Annotated in this window: 23 protein-coding genes; 8 read left to right on the top strand and 15 right to left on the bottom strand. The window is 62.4% G+C overall.

From position 1 onward, the window contains the following. Positions 1-7: 7 nt before the first annotated feature. A complete protein-coding gene (locus tag DEVEQU_RS05185; RefSeq protein WP_126149516.1) occupies positions 8-979 on the bottom strand; it encodes an ABC transporter permease in 972 nt (323 codons plus the stop codon). A 68-nt stretch (positions 980-1,047) separates the two neighbouring features. Continuing rightward, positions 1,048-2,673 carry an ABC transporter substrate-binding protein gene (locus tag DEVEQU_RS05180; protein ID WP_206437792.1) on the bottom strand — a complete coding sequence of 542 codons (1,626 nt, stop codon included), beginning with the start codon at positions 2,671-2,673 and terminating at the stop codon, positions 1,048-1,050. A gap of 217 nt (positions 2,674-2,890) precedes the next feature. Between DEVEQU_RS05180 and DEVEQU_RS05175 the strand changes: the two genes are divergently transcribed. After that, on the top strand, positions 2,891-3,616 hold the full coding sequence (locus tag DEVEQU_RS05175; RefSeq protein WP_164550259.1) for an N-formylglutamate amidohydrolase: 726 nt from the start codon (positions 2,891-2,893) through the stop codon (positions 3,614-3,616). 25 nt (positions 3,617-3,641) lie between these two features. On the opposite strand, the gene DEVEQU_RS05170 is transcribed toward DEVEQU_RS05175, so the two are convergent. The 7 genes from DEVEQU_RS05170 to DEVEQU_RS05140 all read right to left on the bottom strand — a co-directional run bounded on the left by DEVEQU_RS05170 (position 3,642) and on the right by DEVEQU_RS05140 (position 11,512). Further along, positions 3,642-4,637, bottom strand: coding sequence for an ABC transporter ATP-binding protein (locus DEVEQU_RS05170; RefSeq protein WP_126149514.1), 996 nt, complete (start codon positions 4,635-4,637; stop codon positions 3,642-3,644). Next, complete coding sequence (locus DEVEQU_RS05165) at positions 4,630-6,009, bottom strand: glycoside hydrolase family protein (RefSeq protein WP_164550258.1); 1,380 nt, start codon at positions 6,007-6,009, stop codon at positions 4,630-4,632. Before DEVEQU_RS05165 ends, DEVEQU_RS05170 begins: the two co-directional genes overlap by 8 nt. Further along, positions 6,002-7,327 carry a glycoside hydrolase family 32 protein gene (locus DEVEQU_RS05160; protein WP_126149512.1) on the bottom strand — a complete coding sequence of 442 codons (1,326 nt, stop codon included), beginning with the start codon at positions 7,325-7,327 and terminating at the stop codon, positions 6,002-6,004. The genes DEVEQU_RS05165 and DEVEQU_RS05160 overlap by 8 nt, the downstream gene beginning before the upstream one ends. Positions 7,328-7,330: 3 nt before the next feature. Further along, entirely contained in the window at positions 7,331-8,170 is an 840-nt protein-coding gene (locus DEVEQU_RS05155; protein WP_126149511.1) for a carbohydrate ABC transporter permease, read from the bottom strand. Next, positions 8,170-9,057: a carbohydrate ABC transporter permease gene (locus DEVEQU_RS05150; RefSeq protein WP_126149510.1), complete on the bottom strand. Its 888-nt coding sequence runs from the start codon at positions 9,055-9,057 to the stop codon at positions 8,170-8,172. Before DEVEQU_RS05150 ends, DEVEQU_RS05155 begins: the two co-directional genes overlap by 1 nt. A 76-nt stretch (positions 9,058-9,133) precedes the next feature. Next, positions 9,134-10,411: an extracellular solute-binding protein gene (locus tag DEVEQU_RS05145; protein WP_126149509.1), complete on the bottom strand. Its 1,278-nt coding sequence runs from the start codon at positions 10,409-10,411 to the stop codon at positions 9,134-9,136. A gap of 111 nt (positions 10,412-10,522) precedes the next feature. After that, positions 10,523-11,512, bottom strand: a complete 990-nt coding sequence (locus tag DEVEQU_RS05140; protein WP_126149508.1) for a LacI family DNA-binding transcriptional regulator — start codon at positions 11,510-11,512, stop codon at positions 10,523-10,525. A gap of 246 nt (positions 11,513-11,758) precedes the next feature. Here DEVEQU_RS05140 and DEVEQU_RS05135 point away from each other — a divergent pair, with 246 nt between their 5' ends. Further along, entirely contained in the window at positions 11,759-12,493 is a 735-nt protein-coding gene (locus DEVEQU_RS05135) for a CPBP family intramembrane glutamic endopeptidase (RefSeq protein WP_164550257.1), read from the top strand. A 61-nt stretch (positions 12,494-12,554) separates the two neighbouring features. Here DEVEQU_RS05135 and nikE read toward each other — a convergent pair whose 3' ends face one another. The 6 genes from nikE to DEVEQU_RS05105 form a co-directional block, all read right to left on the bottom strand. After that, positions 12,555-13,382: a nickel import ATP-binding protein NikE gene (nikE, locus tag DEVEQU_RS05130; RefSeq protein ID WP_126149506.1), complete on the bottom strand. Its 828-nt coding sequence runs from the start codon at positions 13,380-13,382 to the stop codon at positions 12,555-12,557. Continuing rightward, complete coding sequence (locus DEVEQU_RS05125; protein WP_126149505.1) at positions 13,379-14,167, bottom strand: ATP-binding cassette domain-containing protein; 789 nt, start codon at positions 14,165-14,167, stop codon at positions 13,379-13,381. Before DEVEQU_RS05125 ends, nikE begins: the two co-directional genes overlap by 4 nt. Then, positions 14,167-15,042 (bottom strand): nickel ABC transporter permease subunit NikC, encoded by an 876-nt coding sequence (gene nikC, locus DEVEQU_RS05120; protein ID WP_126149504.1) that lies wholly within the window; start codon positions 15,040-15,042, stop codon positions 14,167-14,169. Before nikC ends, DEVEQU_RS05125 begins: the two co-directional genes overlap by 1 nt. Further along, on the bottom strand, positions 15,039-15,983 hold the full coding sequence (gene nikB, locus DEVEQU_RS05115) for a nickel ABC transporter permease subunit NikB (protein ID WP_126149503.1): 945 nt from the start codon (positions 15,981-15,983) through the stop codon (positions 15,039-15,041). Before nikB ends, nikC begins: the two co-directional genes overlap by 4 nt. A gap of 7 nt (positions 15,984-15,990) precedes the next feature. Then, the gene (gene nikA / locus DEVEQU_RS05110) at positions 15,991-17,556 is read right to left on the bottom strand and encodes a nickel ABC transporter substrate-binding protein (RefSeq protein WP_164550256.1); all 1,566 of its coding nucleotides are present in this window, start codon (positions 17,554-17,556) and stop codon (positions 15,991-15,993) included. A 157-nt stretch (positions 17,557-17,713) separates the two neighbouring features. Beyond that, entirely contained in the window at positions 17,714-18,355 is a 642-nt protein-coding gene (locus DEVEQU_RS05105) for a DUF1028 domain-containing protein (RefSeq protein ID WP_164550255.1), read from the bottom strand. A 203-nt stretch (positions 18,356-18,558) separates the two neighbouring features. On the opposite strand from DEVEQU_RS05105, the gene DEVEQU_RS05100 reads away from it, so the two are divergent. From DEVEQU_RS05100 to DEVEQU_RS05075, 6 genes are all read left to right on the top strand, one after another. Continuing rightward, positions 18,559-20,055, top strand: coding sequence for an ABC transporter substrate-binding protein (locus tag DEVEQU_RS05100; protein WP_223214111.1), 1,497 nt, complete (start codon positions 18,559-18,561; stop codon positions 20,053-20,055). A gap of 158 nt (positions 20,056-20,213) precedes the next feature. Continuing rightward, positions 20,214-21,161 carry an ABC transporter permease gene (locus DEVEQU_RS05095; protein ID WP_126149500.1) on the top strand — a complete coding sequence of 316 codons (948 nt, stop codon included), beginning with the start codon at positions 20,214-20,216 and terminating at the stop codon, positions 21,159-21,161. Between the two features lie 5 nt (positions 21,162-21,166). Next, the gene (locus tag DEVEQU_RS05090) at positions 21,167-22,945 is read left to right on the top strand and encodes a dipeptide/oligopeptide/nickel ABC transporter permease/ATP-binding protein (protein WP_206437794.1); all 1,779 of its coding nucleotides are present in this window, start codon (positions 21,167-21,169) and stop codon (positions 22,943-22,945) included. Then, positions 22,942-23,745 (top strand): ATP-binding cassette domain-containing protein, encoded by an 804-nt coding sequence (locus tag DEVEQU_RS05085; RefSeq protein ID WP_126149498.1) that lies wholly within the window; start codon positions 22,942-22,944, stop codon positions 23,743-23,745. Before DEVEQU_RS05090 ends, DEVEQU_RS05085 begins: the two co-directional genes overlap by 4 nt. Then, positions 23,742-24,530, top strand: coding sequence for a FadR/GntR family transcriptional regulator (locus DEVEQU_RS05080; protein WP_126149497.1), 789 nt, complete (start codon positions 23,742-23,744; stop codon positions 24,528-24,530). The genes DEVEQU_RS05085 and DEVEQU_RS05080 overlap by 4 nt, the downstream gene beginning before the upstream one ends. Further along, positions 24,527-25,570 (top strand): osmoprotectant NAGGN system M42 family peptidase, encoded by a 1,044-nt coding sequence (locus tag DEVEQU_RS05075; RefSeq protein WP_126149496.1) that lies wholly within the window; start codon positions 24,527-24,529, stop codon positions 25,568-25,570. Before DEVEQU_RS05080 ends, DEVEQU_RS05075 begins: the two co-directional genes overlap by 4 nt. The last annotated feature ends 163 nt before the right edge of the window (positions 25,571-25,733 follow it).

The raw sequence follows: 25,733 nt of genomic DNA, 5'->3' as shown, positions 1-25,733 counted from the left end.
GCGGGCCTCAGCTCGCGTTGACGCGCAAGCGCGGATCGATGAGGAAATAGAGGATGTCGACGATCAGATTGACCGTGACGAAGATCACCGCGACCAGGAGCAAGTAAGCGGAGATCACCGGGATATCTACGGTCGAGACGGCCTGCAGGAAAAGCAAGCCAATGCCCGGCCACTGGAACACGCTTTCGGTGATGATGCCGAAAGCGATGATCGAGCCCAGCTGCAGACCGGCAATGGTCATGACCGGGATCATGGTGTTTTTCAGGGCATGGCCGAAATAGACCTTGCGGGCGCTGAGGCCACGGGCCTTGGCGAATTTGATGTAATCGGTCTTGAGGATTTCCAGCATTTCGGCGCGCACGAGGCGCATGATGAAAGTGAGCTGGAACAAGCCGAGCGTGATGGCCGGCAGGATGATGGATTGCAGCCCCGAAACGGTGAGCAGGCCGGTAGGCCAGCCCAGGACATTGACCACCTGGCCACGTCCGAAGGTGGGCAGCCAACCGAGTTCGACGCCGAAATAAAGGATCAGCATGATGCCAATGAAGAAGGTGGGCAAGGAAATGCCGACCAGCGACAGGATCATCATGGCGCGAGCGCCAAAGCTGTTGGGCTTGAGGCTGGCATAGATGCCCATGGGAATGCCGAGCACCAGCGAGATGCCGAAGGCGACGAGGCTCAGTTCGATCGAGGCCGGCAGGCGGTCGGCCAGGAGGCGGGAAACCGGCTGGCCCATCTGATAGGAAAGGCCGAAATTGCCCTGCAGGACGCGGCCGACGAAATGGGCGAACTGCACCCAGATCGGCTCGTCGAGCCCCATCTGGTTTCGCAGCGCCATGCGGTCGGCATAGGTGGCATCTTCATTCACCAGCTGCGCGACCGGGTCGCCCAGATAGCGGAACATGATGAAGGACAGCAGCGCAACGACCAGCAGCACGAAGGCCGACTGCACCAGGCGCCTGAACAGGAAGGAAAGCATACCGGCCTCGGGTCGGCGTTGACGGGAAAGGCCGGGCGCAGCGGCAATACCGCGCCCGGAAACCGAAATCAGTCGATGGTGACGTAGCGCCAGTCGAAGACGTTGTCGGCGCGGCGCTCGAGCGTGACATTGGCGGCGGTGGCCCAGGCCGACCAGGACTGCATCAGCGGGATATAGGCCACATCATCGGTGGTGATGGTCCAGGCCTGCTTGATCAGCTCGTCGCGCTTGGCCTCGTCGGTCTCGCTGAGGATCTGCTTGGACAGCGCATCGACTTCCGGATTGCAGTAGCCGGCATAGTTGGACGTACCGGCCACCAAGCTCTTGATGTCATCGGCTGCCCAGATCGGACGATCCTCGGACAGGCGTGGGCACATATGCAGCGAGAAGAGCGCAATGTGGCTGTCGAGGCTTGCCGGGGTGGTGCCCAGCATGGCGAGGCCGAAATCCATGTTCGGGGAGAGCACGGCTTCGAGATATTGCGCGCGCGCCTGCACATTGGTGTCGGCCTCGATGCCGACGCGGGCGAGCATGGAGCTGATGGCAAGGCAGATGGCCTCGTCATTGAGATACATGTCGTTCGAGCATTGGAAGGTCAGCTTGAAGCCATCGGGATAGCCCGCCTCGGCCAGGAGCGCCTTGGACTTTTCCGGATCGTAGGCATAGCGCTCGATCTCGTCGGTGAAGCCATTGACGCCAGGGGCAACCATCAGGGCGGCGGCAGTGGCCTGGCCGCGCATGATGCGCTGATTGATCAGGTCGATATCGATGGCGCGATAGACGGCCTCGCGAACCCGCTGGTCCTTGAAGGGATTTTCACCCTCGACGGCGGAACCGGGCAGCGTATCCTTCCACTGGTTCATGGTCAGATACATGGTGCGCACTTCGGGGCCGGCGATAACCTTGACGTTGGGCGCAGCCTCGAGGCGCGGAATGTCCTGCACCGGGATGGGATAGACCATGTCCATCTGGCCCGACAAAAGGGCGGCGACGCGGGTGGCGTCGTTCGGCAGCGGGGTATAGGTGACGCTCTCGACGTTACCGGCCTTATTGGCCTCGTTCCACCAGCCGTCATTGGCTTCAAGCGTGGTCTTGATGCCGGGCTCGCGGGTCACGAGCTTGAACGGACCGGTACCATTGGCATGCAGCGTCGCGAAATTTTCGACATCGGTGGCGCGGCTGGCATCGGCGACCCCATTCGCCTCGGCCCAGGTCTTGGACATGATGTACCAATTGGGCCAGGTAAAGTGCAGAATGGGGTTGGGTTCGGCGGTGATGAAATCGACGGTGTAGTCGTCGACCTTGACCACTTCGGTGACGCCGCTCAGGCGGTTCTTGAAATCGGAATCGCCGGCGCGCACACGGTCGGCCGAGAAGATCACGTCATCGGCGGTGAAGGGGCTGCCATCGTGGAAGCTGACGCCCTGGCGCAGATGGAAGCGCCACTGGGTCGGGGAAACCATCTCCCAGCTTTCGGCCAGTTCCGGCGCGATGGTCAAATCCGGGTTCCGGCGCACCAGACCTTCATAGACATTGCCGAGGAAGCTGTAGGTGAAGACCTCGTTGCGGATATAGGGGTCCATGGACACGGCATCGCCGCTCGAGGCGAAACGCAGCTCCTGGGCTGCTCCCATGGACGCGGTGCCAGCCATTGCAGTGGTGGCGAGAAACAGAGCGAGAAGCATTCTGGACATTACGTTCCCCCTTTTTGATGCGCCGCCACTTAAGCAAATTGCTCTTCAGCTTGCATTCTAAAAATATGAACGATAATGGAAAAAATTGCTATAGAATCATATCGCGACAGAACTTCGTTCGAAATATCGTACCTTAAATAGCAAATGCTTCGTTTGCATGCATGGTGCACAAACTTGCGTCGCCTGCCCGTGTGCGTCGCTGCCCAATGGAGTTGAGATGATCGAGATCATCAATGGGAACGGCTCATTCCCCTGTCTCATCGTGTGCGATCACGCCAGCGCGCATATCCCGCCCGCATTGAGCGGACTGGGTTTGGCGCCCGGCTGCGACACCCTCCACATCGCGCTCGACCTCGGCATCGAACCGGTGGTGCGGATGCTCTCGGCCGCGCTGGACGCCCCCGCCGTGCTGACCGGGCAGTCACGACTGGTGCTCGACACCAATCGCTGGATTGCCGACAGCCAGTCTATCCCGGAAAGCAGCGATGGCGTTCTTATCCCCGGAAATATCTGCCTGTCCGAGGCAGACCGGATGGACCGGCAGGAGCGCTATTTCTGGCCGTTTCATGCCGCTGTGGCGGAGCAATGGGCGGCGATGCGGGCACGCCATGCCAATCCGGCATTTTTCGCGCTGCATTCCTGCACCAGGCAATTGGCGCTGGGCAGCATGCGCACCATGGATGGCGGCACGATCTGGCATGAGGATAGCGGCTTTGCGCGGATGCTGGCGCAGAGCCTGGGCGACCAATTCGGCCTGACCATTGCCGACAATGCCCCCTATAGCGGCATCGGCGGCGGCTCCTTCACGCTCGACTACCATTGCTGGAGCTCAGGCAAACCGGCCTGCGGCTTCGAAATCGTCAACGACTTGATCGCCGAGGAGGCTGGGCGGCGCCAATGGGCGGGTTACCTCGCCGCAGGCCTGCGCTCCGTTCTGCAATAGGCTGGCCGTCTCGGTTCTGAAAGCCCTATTCCTGCCGGCGGCCGCCGACGAAGCGGTGGAGATCTTCGGGCTTGAAGCCAATGCGGATGGACTTGCCGCTGGCCAGGGGCACATCGCCTTCGGCCTTGATGGTGATGGGACCGATGGCTTCGGCATCGGCGTGGATGAGGGTTTCGGCGCCCAGATGTTCGACATGGCGGATGGTCGCCGTCCAGGGACCGGTCTCGTCGATACGCAGATGCTCGGGGCGGACGCCCACCAGTTCACCGCCAAGTTTCTCGGCTTCGGGACCGGTGACGAAATTCATCTTGGGCGAACCGATGAAGCCGGCAACGAAGGGGGTGGCGGGCTTGCGGTAGAGCTCCATGGGCGCGCCGGCCTGTTCGATGCGGCCGCCATTGAGCACGACGATCCGGTCGGCCATGGTCATGGCCTCGACCTGATCGTGCGTCACATAGACCATGGTGGCGCCGATGCGGCTGTGCAGTTCGGCCAGTTCGACGCGCATCTGGGCGCGCAGGGCGGCGTCGAGATTGGACAGCGGTTCGTCGAACAGGAACACTTTGGGTTTGCGCACGATGGCGCGGCCAATGGCGACGCGCTGACGCTGGCCGCCGGACAGCTGCTTGGGCTTGCGATCGAGCAGATGGGTGAGTTGCAGGGTGTCCGCCGCATCCTTTACCCGAGCCGCGATCTCGGCCTTGGGCATACCTGAAAGTTTGAGGCCGAAACCGATATTGTCGGCGACACTCATATGCGGATAGAGCGCGTAGGACTGGAACACCATGGCGATGCCGCGCTGGGAGGGATCGCGGGTGGTGACGTCGTCGCCCCCGATATGGATGGAGCCGCCAGAGACTTCTTCGAGGCCCGCAATCATGCGCAAAAGCGTGGACTTGCCGCAGCCCGAGGGCCCGACCAAGACGGTGAAGGAGCCATCAGGGATGGCCAGATCGAGACCGGGAATGATCTCGACGGCGCCATAGCGTTTCTGGACGGCGGTGAAGACGACATCAGCCATTGGGCTTCTCCTCGGTGCGATCGGTGCTGCGCAGGGACACGGTGCCATCGAGCGTGGCAAAACCGTCATCGGCGAACAGCGAAACAGTGGTGGCGCCCACCCGGTAGTAGCGGAAGCTCAGGGCGCGAAAATCGTTGATATAGAGGACGCCCAGACCCAGATCGGGATCGATGACCAGGTCGAGCGTGTAAGCCCCGTCAGCGCTGGGCGGAAAGGCGACGCGCGGCGCGCCACTGGGGTCACCATTGTAGAGAAAAGCCGCTTCGCCCTTGGTCGTGTCGATTTCCAGCGTGCTGACGCGGCCCGAATTGGTGGCGGTGAAACTGAGGCCGAAGCGGGTACCGGGTTCTACCGAAAGCGCGGCGCGCGCGCGCAAGGCGGTCTCGGGCGTGCCGATCTCAAGGTTTTCCGGCGACAGCGTGACGCGCGCGGTGTCGAACTGGTTGGCGAGGCCTTTGGGCAGGCTGACCGCCAGAGCACCATCATCGGCTCGCTTGAGCGCGTGCATGATGAGATCGCCACCCCAGACGAGGTTCATCGCATCCTTGCGCAGATTCTTGTGCGCCACCCAGCCGAACAGCAGGCGCTCATCGCCGGTGCCCGCGGATTTGCCGGCATAGAAGCCGCGACCATCGAGAGCATCGTAGGCGCCATAGGCATAGGGCCCGACGCTGGTTTCGGCAGTGAGATAGCGGACCTGGCGCGCATTATCGCGCTGATCGGAATAGAGCAGGAACCAGTCATCACCCTCGCTGAACAGGTCGGGCACTTCCAGATTGAGGGGCGATTCTTCGGCGTAGATCGGATCAGCAGCGGCCCATTGGCCGAGATCGGGTGAGGTGTAGAGGCCGATGGCGGCCTTGCCGTCGTGCCGCGTCGTCAGCAGCATCCACCAGGCGTCGGCATCCTCGTTCCAGAACACGAAGGGGTCGCGAAAATCCCATTCGTCATAGCTGGGAAGGCCGGCGAAGGTGGTTTCAGGAATTTTCGTCCAGGGTCCAGCCAGCGTTGCGGAGCGGGCCTCCATGGTTACTTCCTTCGGCCGGCCTTCGGGATCGTGGCCGGTGTAATAAAGGCGATAGCCGCCTTTGGGGTCAGCGATGACGCTGCCACTACCAGTCCAGTAGTCGGGCGCGCCGGCTTCGCCCACAGGGACGGTCTCGACCGGTTGTGACCACTCACCGAGATCGGAACTCTGAGACATGAACCAGGGGTGACGGCCCTGGTTCTGCAGGTAAAACACCGAATAGGTGCCGTCTTCGTAAAAAGGATTGGGATCACCGACGCCGGCGGTTTCGCCAGCGAAGTAGAGCGGCGCCGCCTGAACGGAGGCGCAGGTGCCCAGAAGCAATGCGGCCAGAAGGCTACGCATTGGCCGGCTCCAACAGGCCCACGGCGAGCGGGGCTTCCGGATCGGCCGGGAAGAACAGGTTGGTGATCCACACCAGCCCATCGGCAGCGCTGAGTTCAACCAGCCCGCGATCGACATAAACAGTGAGATCGAGCATGCCGTTTTCTGGCCAGGGCAGATCGACTGCATAGTCATGCGCGAAGTGGTCGAGCCCGTCGAGCGCATGGCGAATAGTGCGGATGCTGCCTCGACCGACGCTGGCACGACGGACGACGAAGCTCGGCTCGCGCTCGCCGAACAGGGTGATCACCAGCTCTTCGCCCACTTCGAGATCGGCCATGAGGTCGGTGCGCTTGGTGCCCGGCAGTCCGGCTTCGGCAATACCCGCTTCCGCCACGGCCGGAACGCGGCAAGCGACGCGCAGGCCATCCGGCGTATCGACCAGCCGCAATTGGCGCGGCAGCGACATGACCCCGCGGAACGCCGCAGTGCGGGTCTGGCGGGCATAGAGCCAGTTGCTGGCCCAGGCGATGGCGACCGGCGTTTCGGTGCCGCCGCGCTCGAAAAAGGTCTGGGCGGCGTAATAGTCGCGACCATAATCGAGCCAGAGCTCGGTTTCGGGCGCATTGGCATTGGTGAAGCTGGTGCCATCGAACTGGCCCAGGAAATACTGGGTACCCGATCCCAGCGCATAACCGCCGGGATTGAGGCCGACGATGAGTACCCAGACCACGCTGCCATCGGCTGCCGTCAGCGGCACCATATCGGGGCATTCCCAAGGGCCTTCGCTATGGCGGCCATGGCTTTCACCGAAGCTGGAGAGATGGGTCCAGCTTTTGAGATCGGTCGAGCCGTAAAAGCCGATGGATTGGCCTTCGGTCACCAGCATCACCCATTTGCCGCTCGCTGCGTGCCAGATGACCTTGGGGTCGCGGAAGGCCGTGAGGCCGGGATTGGGAACGACGGGATTGGCGCCATCGCTCTCGAACGCACCGATATCGGCGTCAGCATGAACGAGGCACTGGACCTGATAGTCCTCGCCTGCAGGAGTACGGCTATGGGCGGTGTAGAAGAGTTTTACCCCATCGTCCGTCTCAATCGCGCTGCCGGAAAAGCAGGTCCCGAGATCGGTGGGAAAGAGCGCGATGGGCTGCTCGTCCCAATGAACCAGATCAGTGCTGGTGGCGTGGCCCCAATGCATCGGCCCATGCACAATGCTGTCGGGATCGTGCTGGAAGAACAGGTGCCAGACGCCGTCCTTGCGGATCATGCCATTGGGGTCGTTCATCCAGCCGGCACGCGGGGAAAAATGCAGGTTGGGGCGGTATTTTTCAGTCATGGCCTAGCCCTTGACGCCGGAGGACATCACCGAGGCGATGAACTGGCGCTGGAGAATGAGGAAGAAGAGGATGACCGGGATGGCCATGGACACGGCAAAGGCCATGATATTGCCCCAGGCGGCCTGGTTGGTGCCGAAATAGGCGGACATGGCGACCGACAGGGGCCGATATTCGGGGCCGCGCGTGACCATGACCGGCCAGAGATAGGCGTTCCAGATTTCGAGGAACTGCAGGACGGCAATAGCCGAGATGACAGGTTTGGACAGCGGCATGGCGACATGCCGGTAGATCTGGAAGAAGGAGAAGCCGTCGATGCGCGCCGCCTCGATGAGCTCCTTCGGCAGCCGCGAGAAGAACTGGTAGAACAGGAAGATCGACATGGCATTGGCGACACCCGGCACGATCTGCACCTGGTAGCTGTCGACCTGTCCCAGCCAACCGGCCATCATCAATTGCGGCAGCACCAGGCTTTCCCCGGGCACGGCCAGGGTAGCGAGGATCAGGATCATCACCGGCTTGCGGATGGCCAGAGTTCCCTGGGCCAGCACGAAGGCGGCCATGGAATTGAACAGGATGGACAGGACCAGCGTCGAGAAGGTGATGAAGGCGGTATTGGCGAGGTAACGGCCGAATGGGTGCACCGGGTCGGTCCAGACTTCGACATAGTTCTGCAGGCTCAGGACATGGGGAATGAACGAGCGGATCGAGCCCATGGAGACCATGATGTCCTGCTCGTTGGGATTGAGGCTGATGGTGACCATCATGAGGAGTGGCAACAAGACGCCCAGCGCCAGGACCAGCGCGAACAGGGACGGCAGGATAGCGTCGCGGGGAATACGCATCAGGCTTCTCCCTCATTCTTGAGGAACCGGCGCTGCAACAGCGCGATGGCGGTGACGGCGAGGAAGAAGAACACGGCGACGGCCGAGGCATAGCCGACCTTCTGGGTCGCATAGCCCTGCTTGAACAGGTAATGGATGATCGTCGTCGTGGCCCCGTTGGGTCCACCCTTGGTGAGGATATCCACCTGGGTGAACAGCTTCAGCGCACCCACCGTGGTGATGATGATCAGGAAGATGTTGACGTTGCGCAGGCCGGGCCAGGTGACATAGCGGAAACGCTGCCAGCGCTTGGCGCCGTCGAGCTTGGCGGCTTCGTAAAGGTCCTGTGGGATGTCCTGCAGACCCGCCAGATAGATGAGCATCTGATAGGGGAAGGTGGCCCAGGCGGAGAGCGCCACAACCGACAGCATGGCGGTGGACGGATTGCCAAGGAAATCGACATAGGCGCCCTGCCCGGCGAACCACTGATAGACCGCATTGAACGGACCGGAGGGAATGCGGAACAGCACCGCCCAGATCGAGACGATGACGGTCATCGGCAGGAGCAGCGGCAGAATGGCGACCGAGCGGAAGAAGCCGCGGAAGGGAATGGCCGAATTCAGGATCAGCGCGGCGCCCAGCGACATGGCCAGCTGCACCGGCGTCACAATCAGCGCGAACAGCACCGTGTTCCAGATCGCCTGCCAGAACAGGGGATCGACGAACATGCGCTCGTAATTGGTGGTGCCGATGAACTTGGTGGGGATCGGACGCGGCACCAGGCGCTGGTCGGTGAACGAGAACCAGACCGAGAGCAGGAAGGGTAAGACGATAAGGGCGGTGATGAAGATCAGCGCCGGCAGCAGCATGGCCAGCTCCTGGCCCTGCCCCTTGGTCCTGATACGCATGAGAAATCCTCCGGCCTTGGTTCGGCCCCTGAAAAGAATACGGGCGCGCCGTGAGGAAGCGCGCCCGTGATGCGGCTTACTGCCCGAAAGGCGGATAGCCGTCGTTGTCGGCAATGTCCTGGTCGATAGTCTGGGCGGCGCGATCGAGCTCGGCCTTCACGTCGACATCACCGGACAGGACGTTAACCACTGCGGTGGCCCAGGCATTGGTGATCACCGGATAGGCCGGGTGCACCGGACGGACGACGGCACAGCAGCCGGCCAGCTTGGCGAAGATCTCGCCTTCGCCGCCTTCGCCATAAGTCTTGGACAGCGGAATGGCCGAGGCCCGCGAAGGGACATAGCCGGTGGTGTCGGCATAGGCCGCGACCTGTTCGCTCGACATGGCGTAGTTGAGGAAGACCTTGACGTCATCGAGATTGGTGGACGACGTGGGGACTGCCCAGCCCCAGCCGCCATTGGCCGAGATCGGGCCCTTGGCGCCGAATGCCGGCGGCGGGATCAGGACGAGATCGTCGCCCAGGCCTTCGCGATGGGCCGGCCACATCCAGTTGCCGACCCAGGACAGGGCGGCAGTCTTCTCGCCATAGAACTTGTTGTCGCCGGCGCTGGCCGGAACGATATAGCCGGCCTTGTTCCAGTTCTGGAGCGTGGTCAGCGTGTCGATATTGGCCTCGGAGTTGATGGTACCATCGGCCACCCAGGTGGTGCGATCGATGATGTCGCCGCCATTGGACTGGGCGAAGGGCGAGAAGCCGTAGGTCATCCACTCGCCGGCGCCATAGTTCATCTTGACATCGAGCGGCCATTCAATGCCGGGCAGTGCCTTCAGCTTGGCCAGGGCATCGGCGAATTCCTCGCGAGTCCAGGCATCTTCGACGGTAGTCGGGATGCGCACGCCGGCCTGTTCGAGCAGCGCCTTGTTGCCCCACAGGATCGTGCCAGAGTCATAAGGGCTGACGAAGTAGAACTCTTCTTCCGGACCATAGGTGCCCTGCGCCTTGATGGCAGGGAGGAGGTCGGCGATGATTTCGGGATCGAGCAGATCGCCGATCGGCTGGATGGTGCCGGCCCAGGCCACGGAAGCCATGTTGGGGCCATCGAGCATGATCACGTCGGGCAGTCCGCCGGACAGGGTCGCTGCCTGAATGGCTTCGTTGTAGCTCGGGATCGGCACGACATCGAGCGTGATGCCTTCGGCGCCGTACTTGGCGTTGAAGCTCTCTTCGAGCTGGGTGAAATAGGGTTTTTCGCTATCGCCATCGATCACCCAGGCGGTCAGCTGGCCGGCAAAGGCGTGCGAGGACATGACGCAGGCGGCCAGAGCCACCCCTGCGTAAAGGGCATGCTTCATCGATAATCTCCTCCGAAAGCGGCGTTATCGCTTTATGACAACGTGAGACAATTGCTAATGCAGAATGTCTCACGTTGTCAATAGTGCATAGCTGCAATGCGATTTTGGAGGTTACATCGAGGCGCGTTCGATGAATTTGCCTTTGAGGCGAAGGACTTGGCGATCTTCCCCGCCATCGATGGCCAGGTTCATCGCCGTCCGCCCCATTTCATAATAGGGCAATTCCATCGTCGACAGGCCCGGCTGAAGCAGGCTGACAATGGGTTCGAGATTGTCGAAGCTGGCCACGGCGATGTCGCGACCGACCTTCCGGCCCAATTCGCCGAGTTCGAAATAGACATTCATGGCCATGGTGTCCTGGCCGCACAGCACCAGATCGGGCTGTTGATCGCCGACGAAAAGCGGCGGCAGGATATCGTGGGTGGCGAGGCGCGGCGTCGTTCCGGCGCGCGACACCACAGCGGTGTGGATGGCACCGCTGACATCGTGACCCATGGCCGCTGCAGCATCGGCAAATCCCTTGGCGCGCAGATGGCTGGCGACGATGTCGGAATTGAGATTGAGGAAAACCGGCCGCTTGTAGCCACGCTCGAAAATGGTGAGGGTCAGGTCATAGGCCAGCTGGTAGTCGTCGGGGACGATGGCGGTGTGGCGTTGTTTCACATCGAAGCAATTGAGCAGAACATGCGGCACGCCGGTATCGGGCAGATCGACTTCCTGGTGGAAGACGGCGGCATAGATGATGGCTTCGGCCCGAAACGCCGCCAATTGGCTGTCGGCATTGGCGGCACTGGCTGTGCCGCGCTCGATATTGAACAGCATCATCTGCTTGCCGCGTTCCCACGCCACGTCCTGGGCGCCGCGAATGAGGTCGATGGATGAACTGGACGTGGCCACGCCATCAGCGAGAAAGCCAATGACGTTGCTGCGCTGCGAGCGCATCATCCGCGCCGCTTGCGAGGGCTCATAGCCGATTTCGGCAATGATGGCCTCGATCCGCGCACGTGTCTCGGCATTGACCAGGGGATCGCGGTTGATGACCCGCGATACGGTCTTGAGCGATGTCTTTGCCCGGCGGGCGATTTCACGCTGCGTGGTCAAGGCAATGGCTTTCGTTGGACAATGGGCGGATTGGTGCCACAGCGTCGGGGGCGGATCAACTGCCTAGCGGGCCAATCTCCAGTCCAGTTGGATCGCGATGAACCTCGATGCGGGGGCGCTGCTGGCCGGTCGTCGCCGCAAGTGCGCCCAATTCCACTTTACGGTGGACGGCGGCTTTCAGTCTGTGACCTAATTGCTGCGAGGGTTCGCCGATGCGCGGGCCTACTGGCGCATTCGGGGGCAGGAATGAACGGCGGACCAGACTATCCGTATTACAATGGGGAGCCTGTCGCGATTACCCCGGGCGGCTGGGCGCTTGTGGTGGCCAGCTGTGCAATGGCTTTCTTGGTGCTGACCTTCTGGCCATTCCCCTATTTCCCGCTGAACTTCGTCTCGGCCGCCCTGTTCACCGCTATTCCGCTCGTCGCGCTCATGGCTGTGAGCGGCTGGCGTCCACCGGCCATGTTCCGACCATTCGGCGCCAAAGACATCGCCATCGCCATCGGCTTTGGGCTGCTGACCATCGCCTGTTCCTTTGTTGCCGGCTTCATCCTGTCGCGCTTCATCGACATGACACCCAACAACGTTGTCACCAGCGTGGCGAGCATGGGCTTTGTCGAGACATTGGTCTTCTTGTCGCCGACGCTGATCCAACTGGTCGGCGAGGAAGTAGTGACCATCCTGCCGCTGCTGGGCGTGATGTGGCTATGCGCGACCCGCCTCGGCATGACACGTCACAGTGCGATTATTGTAGCGGTCGCGGTGTCCACACTGTGGTTCGCGGCACTGCACCTGCCGACCTATGACTGGAACATCCTGCAGTGCCTCGTCACCATCGGCACCGCACGGATCGTCCTGACCATGTCCTACTTGCTTACGCGGAACCTTTGGGTGTCGTCGCTGGCCCATATCATCAATGACTGGTCGCTGTTCTTCACCAGCTTCCTGCTCGGCCATGGCCCCATCGGGGTCGACAGCTAAAGCGCAGGCGCGGACTGGACTTCGCACGCCTGCGCTCTCGATACGATGCCGTTCACCCGAACTACCTCATTGCGGGATTGGGCATGTTCTGGCTCTGCACGATCGTTTTCGGCCGTGGTGGCAGAATGGCCGATTGCAGCAGCCGCCCTTCAGCACTGGACAGGCGCAATTGCCGGTCGACGGGGCCTTCCTCGACGATGCGGCCATGGTGAAGCACGATCACGCGCTCACACAGCAGCCGAACCAGACGCAGATCGTGGGTGATGAAGACGACGGCCATGCCGCTCTCGGCACGCAAATGCGCGACCAGCTCGATAATCTGGCCCTGCAACGTGAGGTCGAGATTAGAAACGGCCTCGTCGAGCACCAGAAGGCGCGGTTGAGTGGCGAGAGCGCGGGCAATGCAGACCCGCTGCAGCTGACCACCGGACATCTGCCCCGGACGCTTGAGGGCGTCGGATGGCTTCAGGCCGACCGCGGTCAACAATTGCTCGACGCGGTGCTCTCGTTCGGCAGCCGTGAGGACGCTCAGGTGCCGAAGCGGTTCGGCGATGATGCGACCGATGCGCTGACGCGGACTGACCGCTCCGATGGAGTCCTGAAACACCATCTGCACCGAGCGGCGAAAATGCTGCCATCCGGACCGGTCAAGCGTGGCGAGATCACGTCCCTCGAAGAGCACCTGCCCCGCGCTCGGGGTTTCGATGCCGAGCAATTGGCGCATGAGCGTGCTCTTGCCCGAACCGCTGCGGCCCAGAATTGCCAGGCTTTCGCCGGCCCGAACCTCAAGATTGATGTCGAAGAGCACCTGGCGTGGCGCATGGCTGCGAATGAGGGCCTGCCGGCGATAGGTCTTGTCGAGATGGCTGGCGCCGAGAAGCACGGTCATGCGGATTCTCCGGCATAGAGCGCGAGATGAGCGGCGACGAGTTCGCGGGTAACCGCGTGCTGCGGCGCCGAGAAGATGCGCTCGACACTGCCCTCTTCGACGACCTGGCCCTCCTGCATCACCGCGACACGGGTCGCCAGCCGGGCCACGACGCCCATGTCGTGGGAGACCAGCAAGATGCCGAGGCCGCGGTTGGCGACGAGACCTTCGAGAAGATCGAGGATGCGGGCCTGCACGACGAGATCGAGATCGGTCGTCGGTTCGTCGGCAAAGAGAAAGGGAGCACCCGACAGTAGCGCCAGGGCAATCATGGCGCGTTGCAGCATGCCGCCGCTCATCTCGAACGGATAAAGGGCGAGCGCGCGCTCGGGCTCGTCGAGACCTGTATCAGACAGGGCCGCGATCGTCGCCGCCCGATCCTCGGCGGCGTCGGCGCGCGCCACGCGTCGCACCTCTCTCGCATGATCGAAAATGGTGCGGAGCGGGTTGAAGGCCGAACGCGGGTTCTGCAGCACCGTCGCGACGGTACGGCCGCGCAATGACTTGGGTGCGACGTCGCTACCATCGACCAATACCCGGCCGGCGCGCCGATAGACACCGGGTGGCAGGACGTCCTGCGCGCCGGCACAGGTCATGGATTTCCCCGAGCCAGAACCGCCCACCAGGGCCAGAATTTCACCGCGCTCGAGCGTAAGCGACAGCTCGCGAACCAATTGGATATCCTGCCCCTCGCGCCGGGCGCAGATACATAGATTTTCGATGGCGAGCGTTTGCGGTTGCGTCATCAATGGTGGTGTCCCTGATGGCCATGAGGATCGAGGCGATCGCGCAGGGCTTCGCCCAGGATATATGCCGCCATGACCGAGAACAGCAGGCATAGGCCCGGCAGGATGATCAGCATGGGCTGGGTAAAGATGAATTGCCGCGCATCGGAAATCATCACGCCCCATTCGGCAGTGGGCGTTTCGACGCCGAGCCCGAGGAAGGACAGACCCGAAACATGCAGCATCATGTGGCAAACGTCGAGCGTTGCCAGCACCACCATCTGCGCTGCGATGGGCGGCAGGAAGTGCTCGATGAAGATACGTGGGCGGCTGGCACCGGAGAGGCGCGATGCGGTGACATAGTCGGCCGAGCGCAGATTGAGAACGACACTGCGCACCAGCCGGGCGTAGAAGGCAAAGTGCGAAATGGCGATGGCGATGACCACATTGGTGAGGCCGGTGCCAAGCACGCCGATGAGAAAGAGCGCCAGGACGACCGTGGGAAAGGTCATCATGGCGTCGCAGAAGCGCATGAGCGCCTGATCGACCCGACCACCGATAAAGCCGGCGGCACCGCCCAGGGGAATGGCCATCGCCATGATCAGGGCAATGCAGAGCACGACCGAGCCGAGCGACATGCGCGTTCCATAGAGCAGTCGCGAGAGAATATCGCGGCCCAGATGGTCGGTGCCCAGCCAATGACCGGCACTGGGCCCCTGCAGCTTCTCCACCAGGCTGACAAGATTGGGATCGTGCGGGGCGATGAGGGGTGCGAACAGTGCCGCGATTGCCATGATCAGCACGACGATCAGGGCGAGGCCGATGGCAATTCGCCCGACGCCACGTGTGAAATTGGGGGCCGGGGAGACGGCGCCCAGAGTCGCCTCGGCGCTCATGCCTGTGCCTCCTCGCCCAGCCGCAGCTGGGGATTGAGAGCCGCAGTCAGGATATCGACCAGGAGATTACAGACGACGAAGACGACCACCATGAAGAGGGTGAAACACTGGATCACCGGAAAGTCCTTGTTGGCAATGGCGCTGACGGCATAGCGACCGACGCCGGGCCAGGCGAAGATGGTCTCCACGATCAGCGCCCCGCCGATCAATTCCCCAAGATGCATTCCGGTGGCGGTGAGGACGGGCAGGATCGCATTGCGAAGCACGTGGCGCCGCTCGACCTGCCGGTCGGAGAGGCCGCGCATACGAGCCCAGGCGACGTGGCGGGCATTGGCATTTTCGAGCAGGCTGGCCCGCAGCAGGCGCGCATTGATCGAGAGCGACATCAGCGACACGGTGATGACGGGCATGACCATATGGGACCAGGTCCCGGCGCCGAAGGGTGGCAGCCAGTGCAATTGCACGGAAAACAGCAGGATAAGCAGGAAGGCCAGCCAGAAATTAGGCGTCGACACGCCGAAAAAGGCAATCGTGCGCACCACCTGATCGGGCCAGCGATCCTTGTAGCGCGCCGACCAGATGCCGAGCGGAAAGGAGACGATCAGCGTGAATGCCAGCGCGATCCCCGCCAGCAGCAACGTGGCCGGCATATAATAGGCGATGTCCTGGAGCACAGGGCGCTTGGTGGCAAAGGAAATACCGAAATCGCCCTGCAAGGCCGCCGTCAGCCAGCTCCAATACTGGGTGAGCAAAGGCTGGTCGAGCCCCAGAGCCGTCCGAGCCATGCTCAGCGCTTCCGGGGTCGGCGGAATGTTCTGCAGGCGCAGATAGGGAAATGCGGGATCACCCGGCGCAAGCCGGATGATCGCGAAGATGGCAAAGGAAACGACCAGCAGCAGCGGGATCAGCAGCAGCAGGCGTCGGAGCGTGTAGCCGAGCACGGCAACCTCACTGCTTGGGCTTGAGCGTTTCGAACGGGAAGTCGTAGGAGGTTGCGCCAAAGGTCAGGCCCGTGACATCCGGCCCGACCACGCCGATCGCCGCCAGATTGCTGATCGGGGCGTAGAGGGCTTCCTCGTGCAGGGTGCGCATGACAAAGTCATATCGTGCCTGTCGGTCCGTCTCGTCCGTCGAATTCAGCGCGGCGGTGATGGCAGCGTTGACGGCGGGCTTCTCCGGCAGGCCCGAAAGCGCGTGATAGCCACCATTGACGGGCACCAGCATCGCGCTGAGGAAGGCGTGCGGGTCATAGGGGGCGCCCCAGGTGGGGTTGAAGATCATCTCGAAATTGCCCTCGGTGCGGCGGCCATAGAATTCCGCGTCTTCGGCGGCGACGAGACGAATGGCGATGCCGATGGCGGCCAGATCGGCCTGCACCACTTCGGCAACCGATTTCATGGTCGCGTCTGGCGCCGGATAGAGCAACTCGATGGCAAGCGCGACACCATCCTTGGAGCGGACGGTCTGGCCATCAGCCAGCGTCCAGCCGGCAGCGTCGAGCAGCGCAGCGGCCTTGGCAGGATCATAGGCATAGGGTTCAAGACCGATATCGGCATAGGGGATGGTGGTCGGGAACAGCGTGTCCGCCCGGCGCTGCGTGCCGTAGAACACGTTGTCGATGATCGCGTCCTTGTTGATCGCGTGGTTCACCGCCTGGCGAACCGCCAGGTCGTTGGTTGGTGCCTTGCCCGAATGAAAGGCCAGGGCCATGGCCTCGTAAGGCGCAGACACGCCCGACTCAAAACCGCTCTGCGACAGCATGTGGAAAGTGTCGGGCGTCACCTGCCCATCAGCACCATAGATCAGGTCGATTTCGCCGGTCTGGAAGGCAATGGCGCGGGTATTGGGATCGGCGATCACCTTTACCCGCACGCTTTCAAAGGCCGGCTTGTCGCCCCAATAGGTTTCGTTGCGGACAAACACGTCGTACTGGCCGAGCACCGATTCCGAAAGCACCCAGGGGCCCGTTCCGATCGGCGCAGCAATGCCCTCGGCCGTGTTGCCGGAAGGCGGGAAGCCGGCGGGCGCCAGAAAGCGCACAGGCCGCACCAGCGAGAGCTCCTGCAACATTGGATAGTAGGGCTTCTTGGTGACGATCTCGACGGTCAGGTCATCCACCGCCTCGACTTTCTCCAGGGCGGCGACCAGGCCAAGCCAGCTATGGTCAGCCTTGTTGGCGAGGACGGTGTCGAAGTTCTTCACCACGGCGGCGGCATTGAACGGCTCGCCATTGGAGAAGCTCACACCTGGCCGCAGCTTGAAGATGTAGGTCGTGCCATCTTCGGAGACGGTCCAGCTTTCAGCCAGCCATGGAGCCACCGAGCCGTCCGCCTGGTACTTGACCAGCGGCTCATAGACCATGGATTGGGCGAACATCTGGTTGGCGCCATATTGGTGCGGATTGAGCGGACCGACATTGAGTTGCCAGGAAAAGTCCAGCGTCTGGGCCTGAGCGCCCAACGGCAGGAAAAGGCTGAGCGCCAGAGCGACGCCAGCAAGCGAGCGGATGTTCATGAAGACCCCCGATGAATTTCGGGATTTCGTAATGTAATAACATACCGCATGCAAGCGGCGAAATTGGACCGGCGGGCGTTATTTGGTCAGCCGCACGGATGAAATTTCGTTTGGGGTCGGGCGTTAAGCACCCAAGATGACCGCAGCGGCCAAGCGGTCAGCGTCGAGGCACCGTGCCGAAGAAGTCCGCATATCCACCATGAGTGGCTTGCTCCAACAAGGCCTCGAGAGACGCAAGAGGGGCATCCGACATGTCGACCCGAAGGTCGATTTCGGGAAAGGCCTGGCCATGGTGAACGCGGAGGGCCACGGAGCCCAGCCCCCTCTTGTCACCGCCCGCTTCCGCACCAGCCCGGAGCGCAGCAAACAAGGCCGCTGCGAAGGACGATTTCGCCAGAATGTCGCGATAGGCATCCATCATATCGGCCAGAACAGCCTCGCCGGTGAGCATATTGCCGGCAACGGCCACGCCTTCGCCCAGTAGATGACCGGCAAATCCAATGCATTGACCGCCCGTCCAGCCAACCGCCGAGCCATCGAGATCGACGATGATCACCTGGCGAAGGTCTGCCTTGTCGTCCTTCGTCAAGGCATGATGCAGTGCCTGTTCCGCCCCCAGATCGTTGAGTGCGCCGAGTGCATCTATCGCCAGATAAGGGTTGGTCATCGCCTGTGTCGCCGCGGCCCCGAAACCTTGGCGCGTATGGGGCACCAGCGCTCCAACCATCGGTCCGGCGGTCGCGGTGGCAACGCCGAAGGCACCGGTTTTTGGGTCGCGGGCGACGATGGAAAAGGTCATGCAACATCCTCTTTGCGTCATTTATCATCATAAATTGACAGCCGGCAAATTTATGATGATAAATTACCTGAAGCCCTTCTCACATGCTCCACCGCGTGAGGCAAGGGCAAGGGAACGCAAGGAGGTTATCAATGATCCGCAACTGGAAAGGCCTGGCGCCGCTTCTGCTCGCCGCCACCGCCCTGGCCCTGGTCTCCCCGGCCATGGCCCAGACACCACCAAATGTGCTGGTGATCGGCCAGATCGCCGAGCCGGCATCGCTCGATCCGCATGTCTCGACCGCCTCGAATGACTTCCGCATTGCCGTCAATATCTATGACGGCCTGGTGCGCAATGCGCCCGGCACGCTGGAAATCGAACCGGCTCTGGCCACCGACTGGACCATTTCCGAGGACGGTCTTGAATACACCTTCAACCTGCGAGAAGGCGTCACCTTCCACGACGGCACTCCGTTCAACGCCGAAGCGGTCAAGTTCAACTTCGATCGCATGTTGAAGGAAGACCACCCTTACGCTTCGACCGGCCCCTTCCCGCTGGCCTTCTTCTTCTCTTCGGTCAAGGACATCGAAGCGGTCGATGATCTGACGGTGAAATTCACGCTCAACGAGCCGTTCGCGCCGTTCATGAGCAATCTGGCCTCGCCCACAGGTCTGATCGTATCACCCGCCGCCGTCGCGCAATATGGCGCCGATTACGGCCGTCATCCTGTGGGTACGGGTCCGTTCAAGTTCGAGGAATGGCAGTCCAATACCAGCGTCGTCGCCTCGCGCAATGACGCCTATTGGGATGGTGCGCCATCGCTTGAAGCTGTGATCTTCCGGCCCATCACCGACGCCAATACCCGCGTTGCCGAGATGCTTTCTGGCGGCATCGATGTGCTGCTGGAAACCCCGCCCGACAACGTCGCCCAGTTCCGCAACGACGCCAATTTCCAGGTGGTCGAAGCCACCGGCCCCCATGTCTGGTACGTCATGCTCAACGCCAAGGACGGCCCCTTTGCCGACAAGCGCGTGCGTCAGGCGGTCAACTATGCGGTGAACAAGGAAAGCCTGGTCAACGACGTGCTGCAGGGCACGGCCGACGTCTCTGCCGGCCCGATCCCGCCAGCCTTCAACTGGGCCTATAACGAAGACGTCCAGCCCTATCCCTACGACCCGGCAAAAGCCAAGGAACTGCTGGCCGAAGCTGGCGCGGAAGGCGCAAGCCTGACGTTTCTTGTGACCGAAGGCGGCTCGGGCATGCTCGATCCCGTGCCCATGGGCACGGCCATCCAGGCCGATCTGGCGGCGGTCGGGCTCAAGGTCGAGATCAAGACCTATGAGTGGAACACCTTCCTTTCGGAAGTGAATCCGGGTCTTGAAGGCAAGGGCGACATGGCCGAGATGGCCTGGATGACGTCCGATCCCGACACCCTGCCCTTCCTCACCCTGCGCACCGCTGCCTTCCCGGCCGAGGGCGGCTTCAATTCGTCCTATTATTCCAATCCGGAAGTGGACGCCTTGCTCGACCAGGCGCGCATCTCGACCGATCCGGAAGAGCGCGGCGCGCTCTACAAGCAGGTCCAGGCCATCACCCACGAAGATGCCCCCTGGCTCTTCGTCGCCAACTGGAAGCAGAATGCCGTGGTCACCAGCGCCGTCGGCGATTTCGAACTGCAACCAGACTTCAGCCTGGTCTTGCGGGATGTGACCAAGCAGTAACAAAGGCGGCATACCCCCACCCGACCTCCCCCTGAAACAGGGGGAGGAGTCTGCCGGTGGCTCACCACCCCCGCAGCAAACGCGAACTCTCCCTCCCCCTCCTTCAGGGGGAGGCTAGGTGGGGGGCCTCCCCCACGCGCTGCACCAAGGAGGAACCCATGCCCACCTACATCGCCAAGCGCCTCCTTGCCGCAATCCCGGTCATTCTTGGCCTCTCCATCATCGTCTTCCTGGTGATGAAGCTGATCCCCGGCGACCCGGCCCAGGCTCTCCTCGGCTCCTATGCCACCCCCGACAATGTCGCGCGCATCAATCGGGCGCTGGGCCTCGATCGTTCCTGGCCCGAGCAATATGTCATCTGGGTCGGCAATCTCCTCCAGGGTGATTTCGGCCGCTCCTATATTCTCAACCGGCCCGTGCTCGACGAGGTGGTCGAGCGGTTCGGCGCCACGCTCATCCTCGCCGGTGCATCGCTCGTCATCTGTTCCATCCTCGGCATTCTCGCGGGCATTGTCTCGGCGGTGCGTCAGTTCGGCTGGACCGATCGCATCGTCACCTTTTTCGTCTTGATCGGCATTTCCATGCCGGCCTTTTTCCTTGGTCTGGTCTTCATCCTGTTCTTCGCCGTGCAATGGCGGCTGTTGCCGGCCTCGGGCATGTATGCCGTGTATGGCGGCGGCGACCTGCCCGATCTTGTGCGCCACCTGATCCTGCCGGCCTCGACCCTGGCCATCGTCGCCACCGGCGTCGTCGCGCGCCTGACCCGCGCTGCGATGCTCGAAGTGCTGCGGCAGGATTTCATCCGCACCGCGCGCGCCAAGGGCCTTTCCGAAAACAAGGTCATCTACCGCCACGCATTCCGCGCGGCCCTGGTCTCGATCATACCGGTGCTCGGAATTCAGGCCGGTTTTGTGCTCGGCGGCGCCGTCTATATCGAAACGGTGTTCCAGTGGCCCGGGCTTGGACAGATGCTGGTCAAGGCCGTCTCCACCCGCGACCTGCTGCTCGTCCAGGGCGGCGTTCTGGTTGCTGCAACGGTCTATGTGCTCGTCAATCTGCTCGCCGACGTTGCCCAGGCCATGCTCGATCCGAGGCTCAAGGCATGACCGACATGACCGCTCCCACCCAGACTTTTTCCCGCAAGCGCCGCAGCAACTGGCAATTGCTGATGGCCAATCGCCTGGCGGCTGCCGGACTGTTCATTTTCGGCTTCATCGTCATCGTGGCGGTGCTGGCGCCAATCCTGCCGCTCCCCAATCCGGACATTACCGACCAGCCGAACCGTCTGCTGCCACCACTCACTGCGGGCCATCTGCTGGGCACGGACCATCTTGGGCGCGATATCCTTTCGCGCCTCATCTGGGGTACGCAGGTTTCCCTGCTGGTCGGGATCAGCGCCACCGCGCTCGCCGCCCTGTTCGGCTCGGTGATCGGGCTTGTTGCTGGCTATGCGCGCGGCGCGACCGACAGCATTCTCATGCGCTTCGTGGATATGCTGATGGCCTTTCCCTATATTCTGCTCGCCATCGCGATCGTTGCCGCGCTCGGCCCGGGCCTGCTCAACGCGCTCTACGCCATTGCACTGGTCAATATCCCCTTCTTCGCGCGCAATATCCGTGGCGTCACCGTCTCCATCCGCAATCGCGAATTCGTCGATGCGGCACGCCTGTCGGGCAAAAGCCACGCGGCCATTCTGTTCACCGAAGTGCTGCCCAATGTGCTGCCGGTCATCGTCATCACCATGTCGACCACGGTGGGCTGGATGATCCTGGAAACCGCCGGCCTTTCCTTTCTCGGCCTCGGCGCGCAACCGCCCACCTCCGATCTCGGCTCCATGCTCGGCCAGGCCCGTGCGCAATTGTTCACCGCGCCCCATGCCTCGATCATTCCCGGCATCATGATCTTTGTCCTGGTCATGAGCATCAACCTGCTCGGCGATGGTATCCGTGACGTGCTCGATCCACGCCTGCGCTCGGGTGCGCTCGACCGTCCGATGGCCGTCACCAAGATCAATCGCAAGGCCAAGCCGGCCCCCACGCTGGAGAATGCCCCTGCTCTCGTGGTCGAAAACCTGTCGACCGGCTTTGATACCGGCGATGCCATCACTCCCGCGGTCAAGGGCATCAGCTTCCGCCTCGGCAAGGGCGAATGCCTCGGCCTGATCGGGGAAAGCGGTTCGGGCAAGTCGGTCACCGCATTGTCGCTCATGGGCCTAGTTGCCTCGCCACCCGGTGTCGTCACCGAGGGTGCGGTCTATGTGGAGGGCAAGGACACGTTCTCGCTGCGCGAACAGGATTTGATCGCCCTGCGCGGTGCGCGCGTTGCCTATGTCTTCCAGGACCCGCTGACCACGCTGCATCCGCTGTTTTCCGTGGGCGATCAGGTCGCCGAAGCCATCCTCGCACACAAGTCCATCGGCAAGTCCGCCGCCCGCGCCCGCGCCGTCGAGCTGATGGAAAGGGTCGGTATCCGCGACGCCGCCGGCCGCGCCTCGGCCTATCCGCATGAGCTCTCTGGCGGCCAGCGCCAGCGCGTCGGCATTGCCATGGCGCTCGCCAATGATCCCGACATCATCATTGCCGACGAACCCACCACTGCACTCGATGTGACCGTACAGGCGCGCATCCTCGAATTGTTGCAAAACCTGCGCCGTGAACGCGGCTTGGCGCTGCTGCTCATCACCCACGATTTCGGTGTCGTTGCCCAGGTCTGCGACCGGGTCGCGGTAATGCGGCATGGCGAAATCGTCGAGCAGGGCGACACCCAGGCGGTGCTCACCGATCCGCAACACGACTATACCAAGCGTCTCATCGCCTGCGTGCCCGAACTGGGCGAGGGCCATGGCTTCCTTGACCGTGTCCGCCCACTGTTCCAGGAGGCCCGCCGATGAGCGACAATGCGGTGCAAATTCGCGATCTGGTCAAAACGTTCGGCGGCGGGCGTTCGCTTTTCGGCCGGAAGTCCAACGAGGTTCAGGCCGTCAAAGGCATCTCGCTCGACCTCAGGCGCGGCGAAACGCTGGGAATCGTGGGCGAAAGCGGCTCGGGCAAGTCCACATTGGCGCGCATGCTGGTTGGCCTGGAGGCGCCGACATCCGGCAGCATGCTGATCGACAACAAACCCTGGGCGGATCTGGCCTCGTCGGGCTCGCGGGCCTTCGGCCGCACCATTCAATATGTGTTCCAGGATCCGGTGGCCTCGCTTAACCCACGCAAGACCATCGGCCAGATTCTCGACGTGCCGCTGAAACTGCTTTGCGGCCATGACGCAACACGCCGCGCCATCCGCAAGCGCGAACTTGTCGACGCCGTGCAGATGCCGCTCGACACGCTGGAGCGCTATCCGCATGAGTTTTCAGGCGGCCAGGCCCAGCGCATCGCCATTGCCCGGGCACTAGCGGCAGAAGCCAGCATCATGGTGCTCGACGAACCGGTCAGCGCACTCGACGTGTCGGTGCAGGCACAGGTGCTGCTGCTGCTGCAGCAATTGCGCGATGATCTGGGGCTCTCCTATCTGTTTATCAGCCACGATCTCGCCGTGGTGGAATCGATTTCCGATCGAGTCGCCGTCATGTATCTGGGAGAGGTGGTGGAGGTAGGCCCTGCAGCCCAGCTCTTCGCCAGCCCGCAACATGATTATACGCGCTCGTTGATCGCCAGCGCGCCGCGCCTGAACCCGGATGCCGCATGAGCCAGGTAGAGTCCATTCCCCGCCGCAAGCGCACCGACGAGATCGTCGACGCCATCAAGCGCATGATTGTCGAGCATGGCCTGGGCCCCGGTGACCGCCTGCCGCAGGAGCGTGACCTGATTGCGCAGTTCGCGGCCAGCAAGGGCACTGTGCGCGAGGCGCTCAAGGCGCTCGAAGTGCAGGGCCTGATTTCGGTGCGCACTGGTCCGGGAGGCGGCGCTTTTATCGAGCGCATGTCGGAAGGGCGGGCGATGAGCCTGTTGTCCAATTTCCTCTTCGCCAAGAACCTGACCATCGCCAATGTCTACGAGATGCGCAAAGTGCTGGAGCCACAACTGGCTGCCAGCGCCACGCCGCATATCGACGAAGCCGGCTTGAAGCGCCTCGAAGCCATCATCCGCATCTACGATCACGAACCGATCGACGCCACCGAGCGCTGGAACCAGCGCATGGCCGAGCTCGATTTTCACGGCGTGGTGGCGGAGTATTCCGACAACCCCATTCTCGCATTCACCTGCCGCTTCCTGCAGCGCCTGCTCAAGGAGCTCACCATCGCGCAGGACATCTATGTGCAGCCAGAACCGGTGTCGCGCGAAAGCGGTATTGGTCACCAGCGCGATTTGATCGCTGCCATGCGGAAGCGCGACGCGGCAGCGGCTTCCGCTATCCTGGCCGAGCACATGGCAGAGGCCGAGCAGCATATGTTGGGGCTCGAGGCCAGGCTCGAAGACCGCTTCCTTGAGGAAATTCAGCCATCCCAGACCCGAAAGCGCCGCAGCGCATGATCGATCATGACTATCTCCTCGCCCGGCTCCTCGATCTCGTCAAAACGCCAAGCCCCGTTGGCATGACCGAGCGCGCCGTCGCGCTGGTCGATCGCTGGCTACGCGAACTCGGATACGCCCCCAAATATACCCGGCGCGGCGTGCTCTATATCAAGGTCGGCGACGGCACGCCCCGCCGGGCGCTCGCAGCGCATCTCGACACGCTCGGCGCCATGGTCACCGAACTCAAGCCCAATGGCCGCCTTGCCCTGCGCAATACCGGCACCTGGGCCGCCCGTTTCGCGGAAGGCGCCCGCGTCACCATCTTTTCCGATGCTGGGGAGCATCGCGGTACCATCCTGCCGCTCAAAGCCTCGGGCCATCGTTTCAACACCGATGTCGACACCCAGCCTGCCGACTGGGACAATCTCGAAATCCGCGTCGATGCCGTCCTGCCCGGCCACGACGCGCTGGTTGCTGCCGGCTTTAATGTCGGCGACATGGTCGCCATCGATGCCCAGCCCGAGGTGATCGACGGCTTCATTGTTTCCCGTCATCTCGACGACAAGGCGGGCTGCGCCACGCTTCTGGCGGTGCTTAAGGCGATTGCCGAGGGCACTGTAGAGGTCGCTGTCCCCTTCCAGGCCATGTTCACCATTGCCGAGGAAATCGGCATAGGCGGCACTCATGGTTTCGGCTCCGAAGTGGAAGAACTGCTTGCCATCGACAATGCGGTGACCGCACCAAACCAAAGCTCTCGCGACGACGCCGTGACCATTGCAATGCGGGATCGCCAGGGCCCCTTCGATGCCCGCATGACCCGGCACATGCTTGATATCTGTGCTCGCGAGGGCATTGCCCATGTCCGCGACACGTTCCGCCACTACCGCTCCGACAGCGCCGCCGCCGTCGAGGCCGGCTGGGATATCCGCGTCGGCCTCGTCTGCTTCTCGCTCGACAGCTCCCATGGCTGGGAACGCACGCACATGGCCTCGCTCGTGGCGCTTGGACAGCTCATCGCGGCTTACATAGCCTCGCCGCTGGAACCGGTAGCGGATTAGCGCCCCTCCCCGAACCCGGTCGAGCAGTCTCCAGAGGCGCCCAGCTTCGCCAACACTGAAAAAGACTCCGTCCAAGCAGCAGCCAGACTGATTCCCTCTCGACCGGGCACACCCAGCCAGCGCTCTGACATACCAATAATTGCCGGGAAAACTGGTGCTGCCG

The sequence above is a fragment of the Devosia equisanguinis genome (assembly GCF_900631955.1).
GTDB lineage: Bacteria > Pseudomonadota > Alphaproteobacteria > Rhizobiales > Devosiaceae > Devosia > Devosia equisanguinis.
The sequence above is the reverse complement of the archived record's forward strand: the minus strand, read 5'-3'. Positions and strand labels throughout refer to the sequence as shown.

Bases quoted from the DNA above. Each gene is read 5' to 3' on its own strand.
- DEVEQU_RS05185 (WP_126149516.1), bottom strand. From the start codon at position 979: ATGCTTTCCTTCCTGTTCAGGCGCCTGGTGCAGTCGGCCTTCGTGCTG.
- DEVEQU_RS05180 (WP_206437792.1), bottom strand. From the start codon at position 2,673: ATGTCCAGAATGCTTCTCGCTCTGTTTCTCGCCACCACTGCAATGGCT.
- DEVEQU_RS05175 (WP_164550259.1), top strand. From the start codon at position 2,891: ATGATCGAGATCATCAATGGGAACGGCTCATTCCCCTGTCTCATCGTG.
- DEVEQU_RS05170 (WP_126149514.1), bottom strand. From the start codon at position 4,637: ATGGCTGATGTCGTCTTCACCGCCGTCCAGAAACGCTATGGCGCCGTC.
- DEVEQU_RS05165 (WP_164550258.1), bottom strand. From the start codon at position 6,009: ATGCGTAGCCTTCTGGCCGCATTGCTTCTGGGCACCTGCGCCTCCGTT.
- DEVEQU_RS05160 (WP_126149512.1), bottom strand. From the start codon at position 7,327: ATGACTGAAAAATACCGCCCCAACCTGCATTTTTCCCCGCGTGCCGGC.
- DEVEQU_RS05155 (WP_126149511.1), bottom strand. From the start codon at position 8,170: ATGCGTATTCCCCGCGACGCTATCCTGCCGTCCCTGTTCGCGCTGGTC.
- DEVEQU_RS05150 (WP_126149510.1), bottom strand. From the start codon at position 9,057: ATGCGTATCAGGACCAAGGGGCAGGGCCAGGAGCTGGCCATGCTGCTG.
- DEVEQU_RS05145 (WP_126149509.1), bottom strand. From the start codon at position 10,411: ATGAAGCATGCCCTTTACGCAGGGGTGGCTCTGGCCGCCTGCGTCATG.
- DEVEQU_RS05135 (WP_164550257.1), top strand. From the start codon at position 11,759: ATGAACGGCGGACCAGACTATCCGTATTACAATGGGGAGCCTGTCGCG.
- nikE (WP_126149506.1), bottom strand. From the start codon at position 13,382: ATGACCGTGCTTCTCGGCGCCAGCCATCTCGACAAGACCTATCGCCGG.
- DEVEQU_RS05125 (WP_126149505.1), bottom strand. From the start codon at position 14,167: ATGACGCAACCGCAAACGCTCGCCATCGAAAATCTATGTATCTGCGCC.
- nikC (WP_126149504.1), bottom strand. From the start codon at position 15,042: ATGAGCGCCGAGGCGACTCTGGGCGCCGTCTCCCCGGCCCCCAATTTC.
- nikA (WP_164550256.1), bottom strand. From the start codon at position 17,556: ATGAACATCCGCTCGCTTGCTGGCGTCGCTCTGGCGCTCAGCCTTTTC.
- DEVEQU_RS05105 (WP_164550255.1), bottom strand. From the start codon at position 18,355: ATGACCTTTTCCATCGTCGCCCGCGACCCAAAAACCGGTGCCTTCGGC.
- DEVEQU_RS05100 (WP_223214111.1), top strand. From the start codon at position 18,559: ATGGCCCAGACACCACCAAATGTGCTGGTGATCGGCCAGATCGCCGAG.
- DEVEQU_RS05095 (WP_126149500.1), top strand. From the start codon at position 20,214: ATGCCCACCTACATCGCCAAGCGCCTCCTTGCCGCAATCCCGGTCATT.
- DEVEQU_RS05090 (WP_206437794.1), top strand. From the start codon at position 21,167: ATGACCGCTCCCACCCAGACTTTTTCCCGCAAGCGCCGCAGCAACTGG.
- DEVEQU_RS05085 (WP_126149498.1), top strand. From the start codon at position 22,942: ATGAGCGACAATGCGGTGCAAATTCGCGATCTGGTCAAAACGTTCGGC.
- DEVEQU_RS05080 (WP_126149497.1), top strand. From the start codon at position 23,742: ATGAGCCAGGTAGAGTCCATTCCCCGCCGCAAGCGCACCGACGAGATC.
- DEVEQU_RS05075 (WP_126149496.1), top strand. From the start codon at position 24,527: ATGATCGATCATGACTATCTCCTCGCCCGGCTCCTCGATCTCGTCAAA.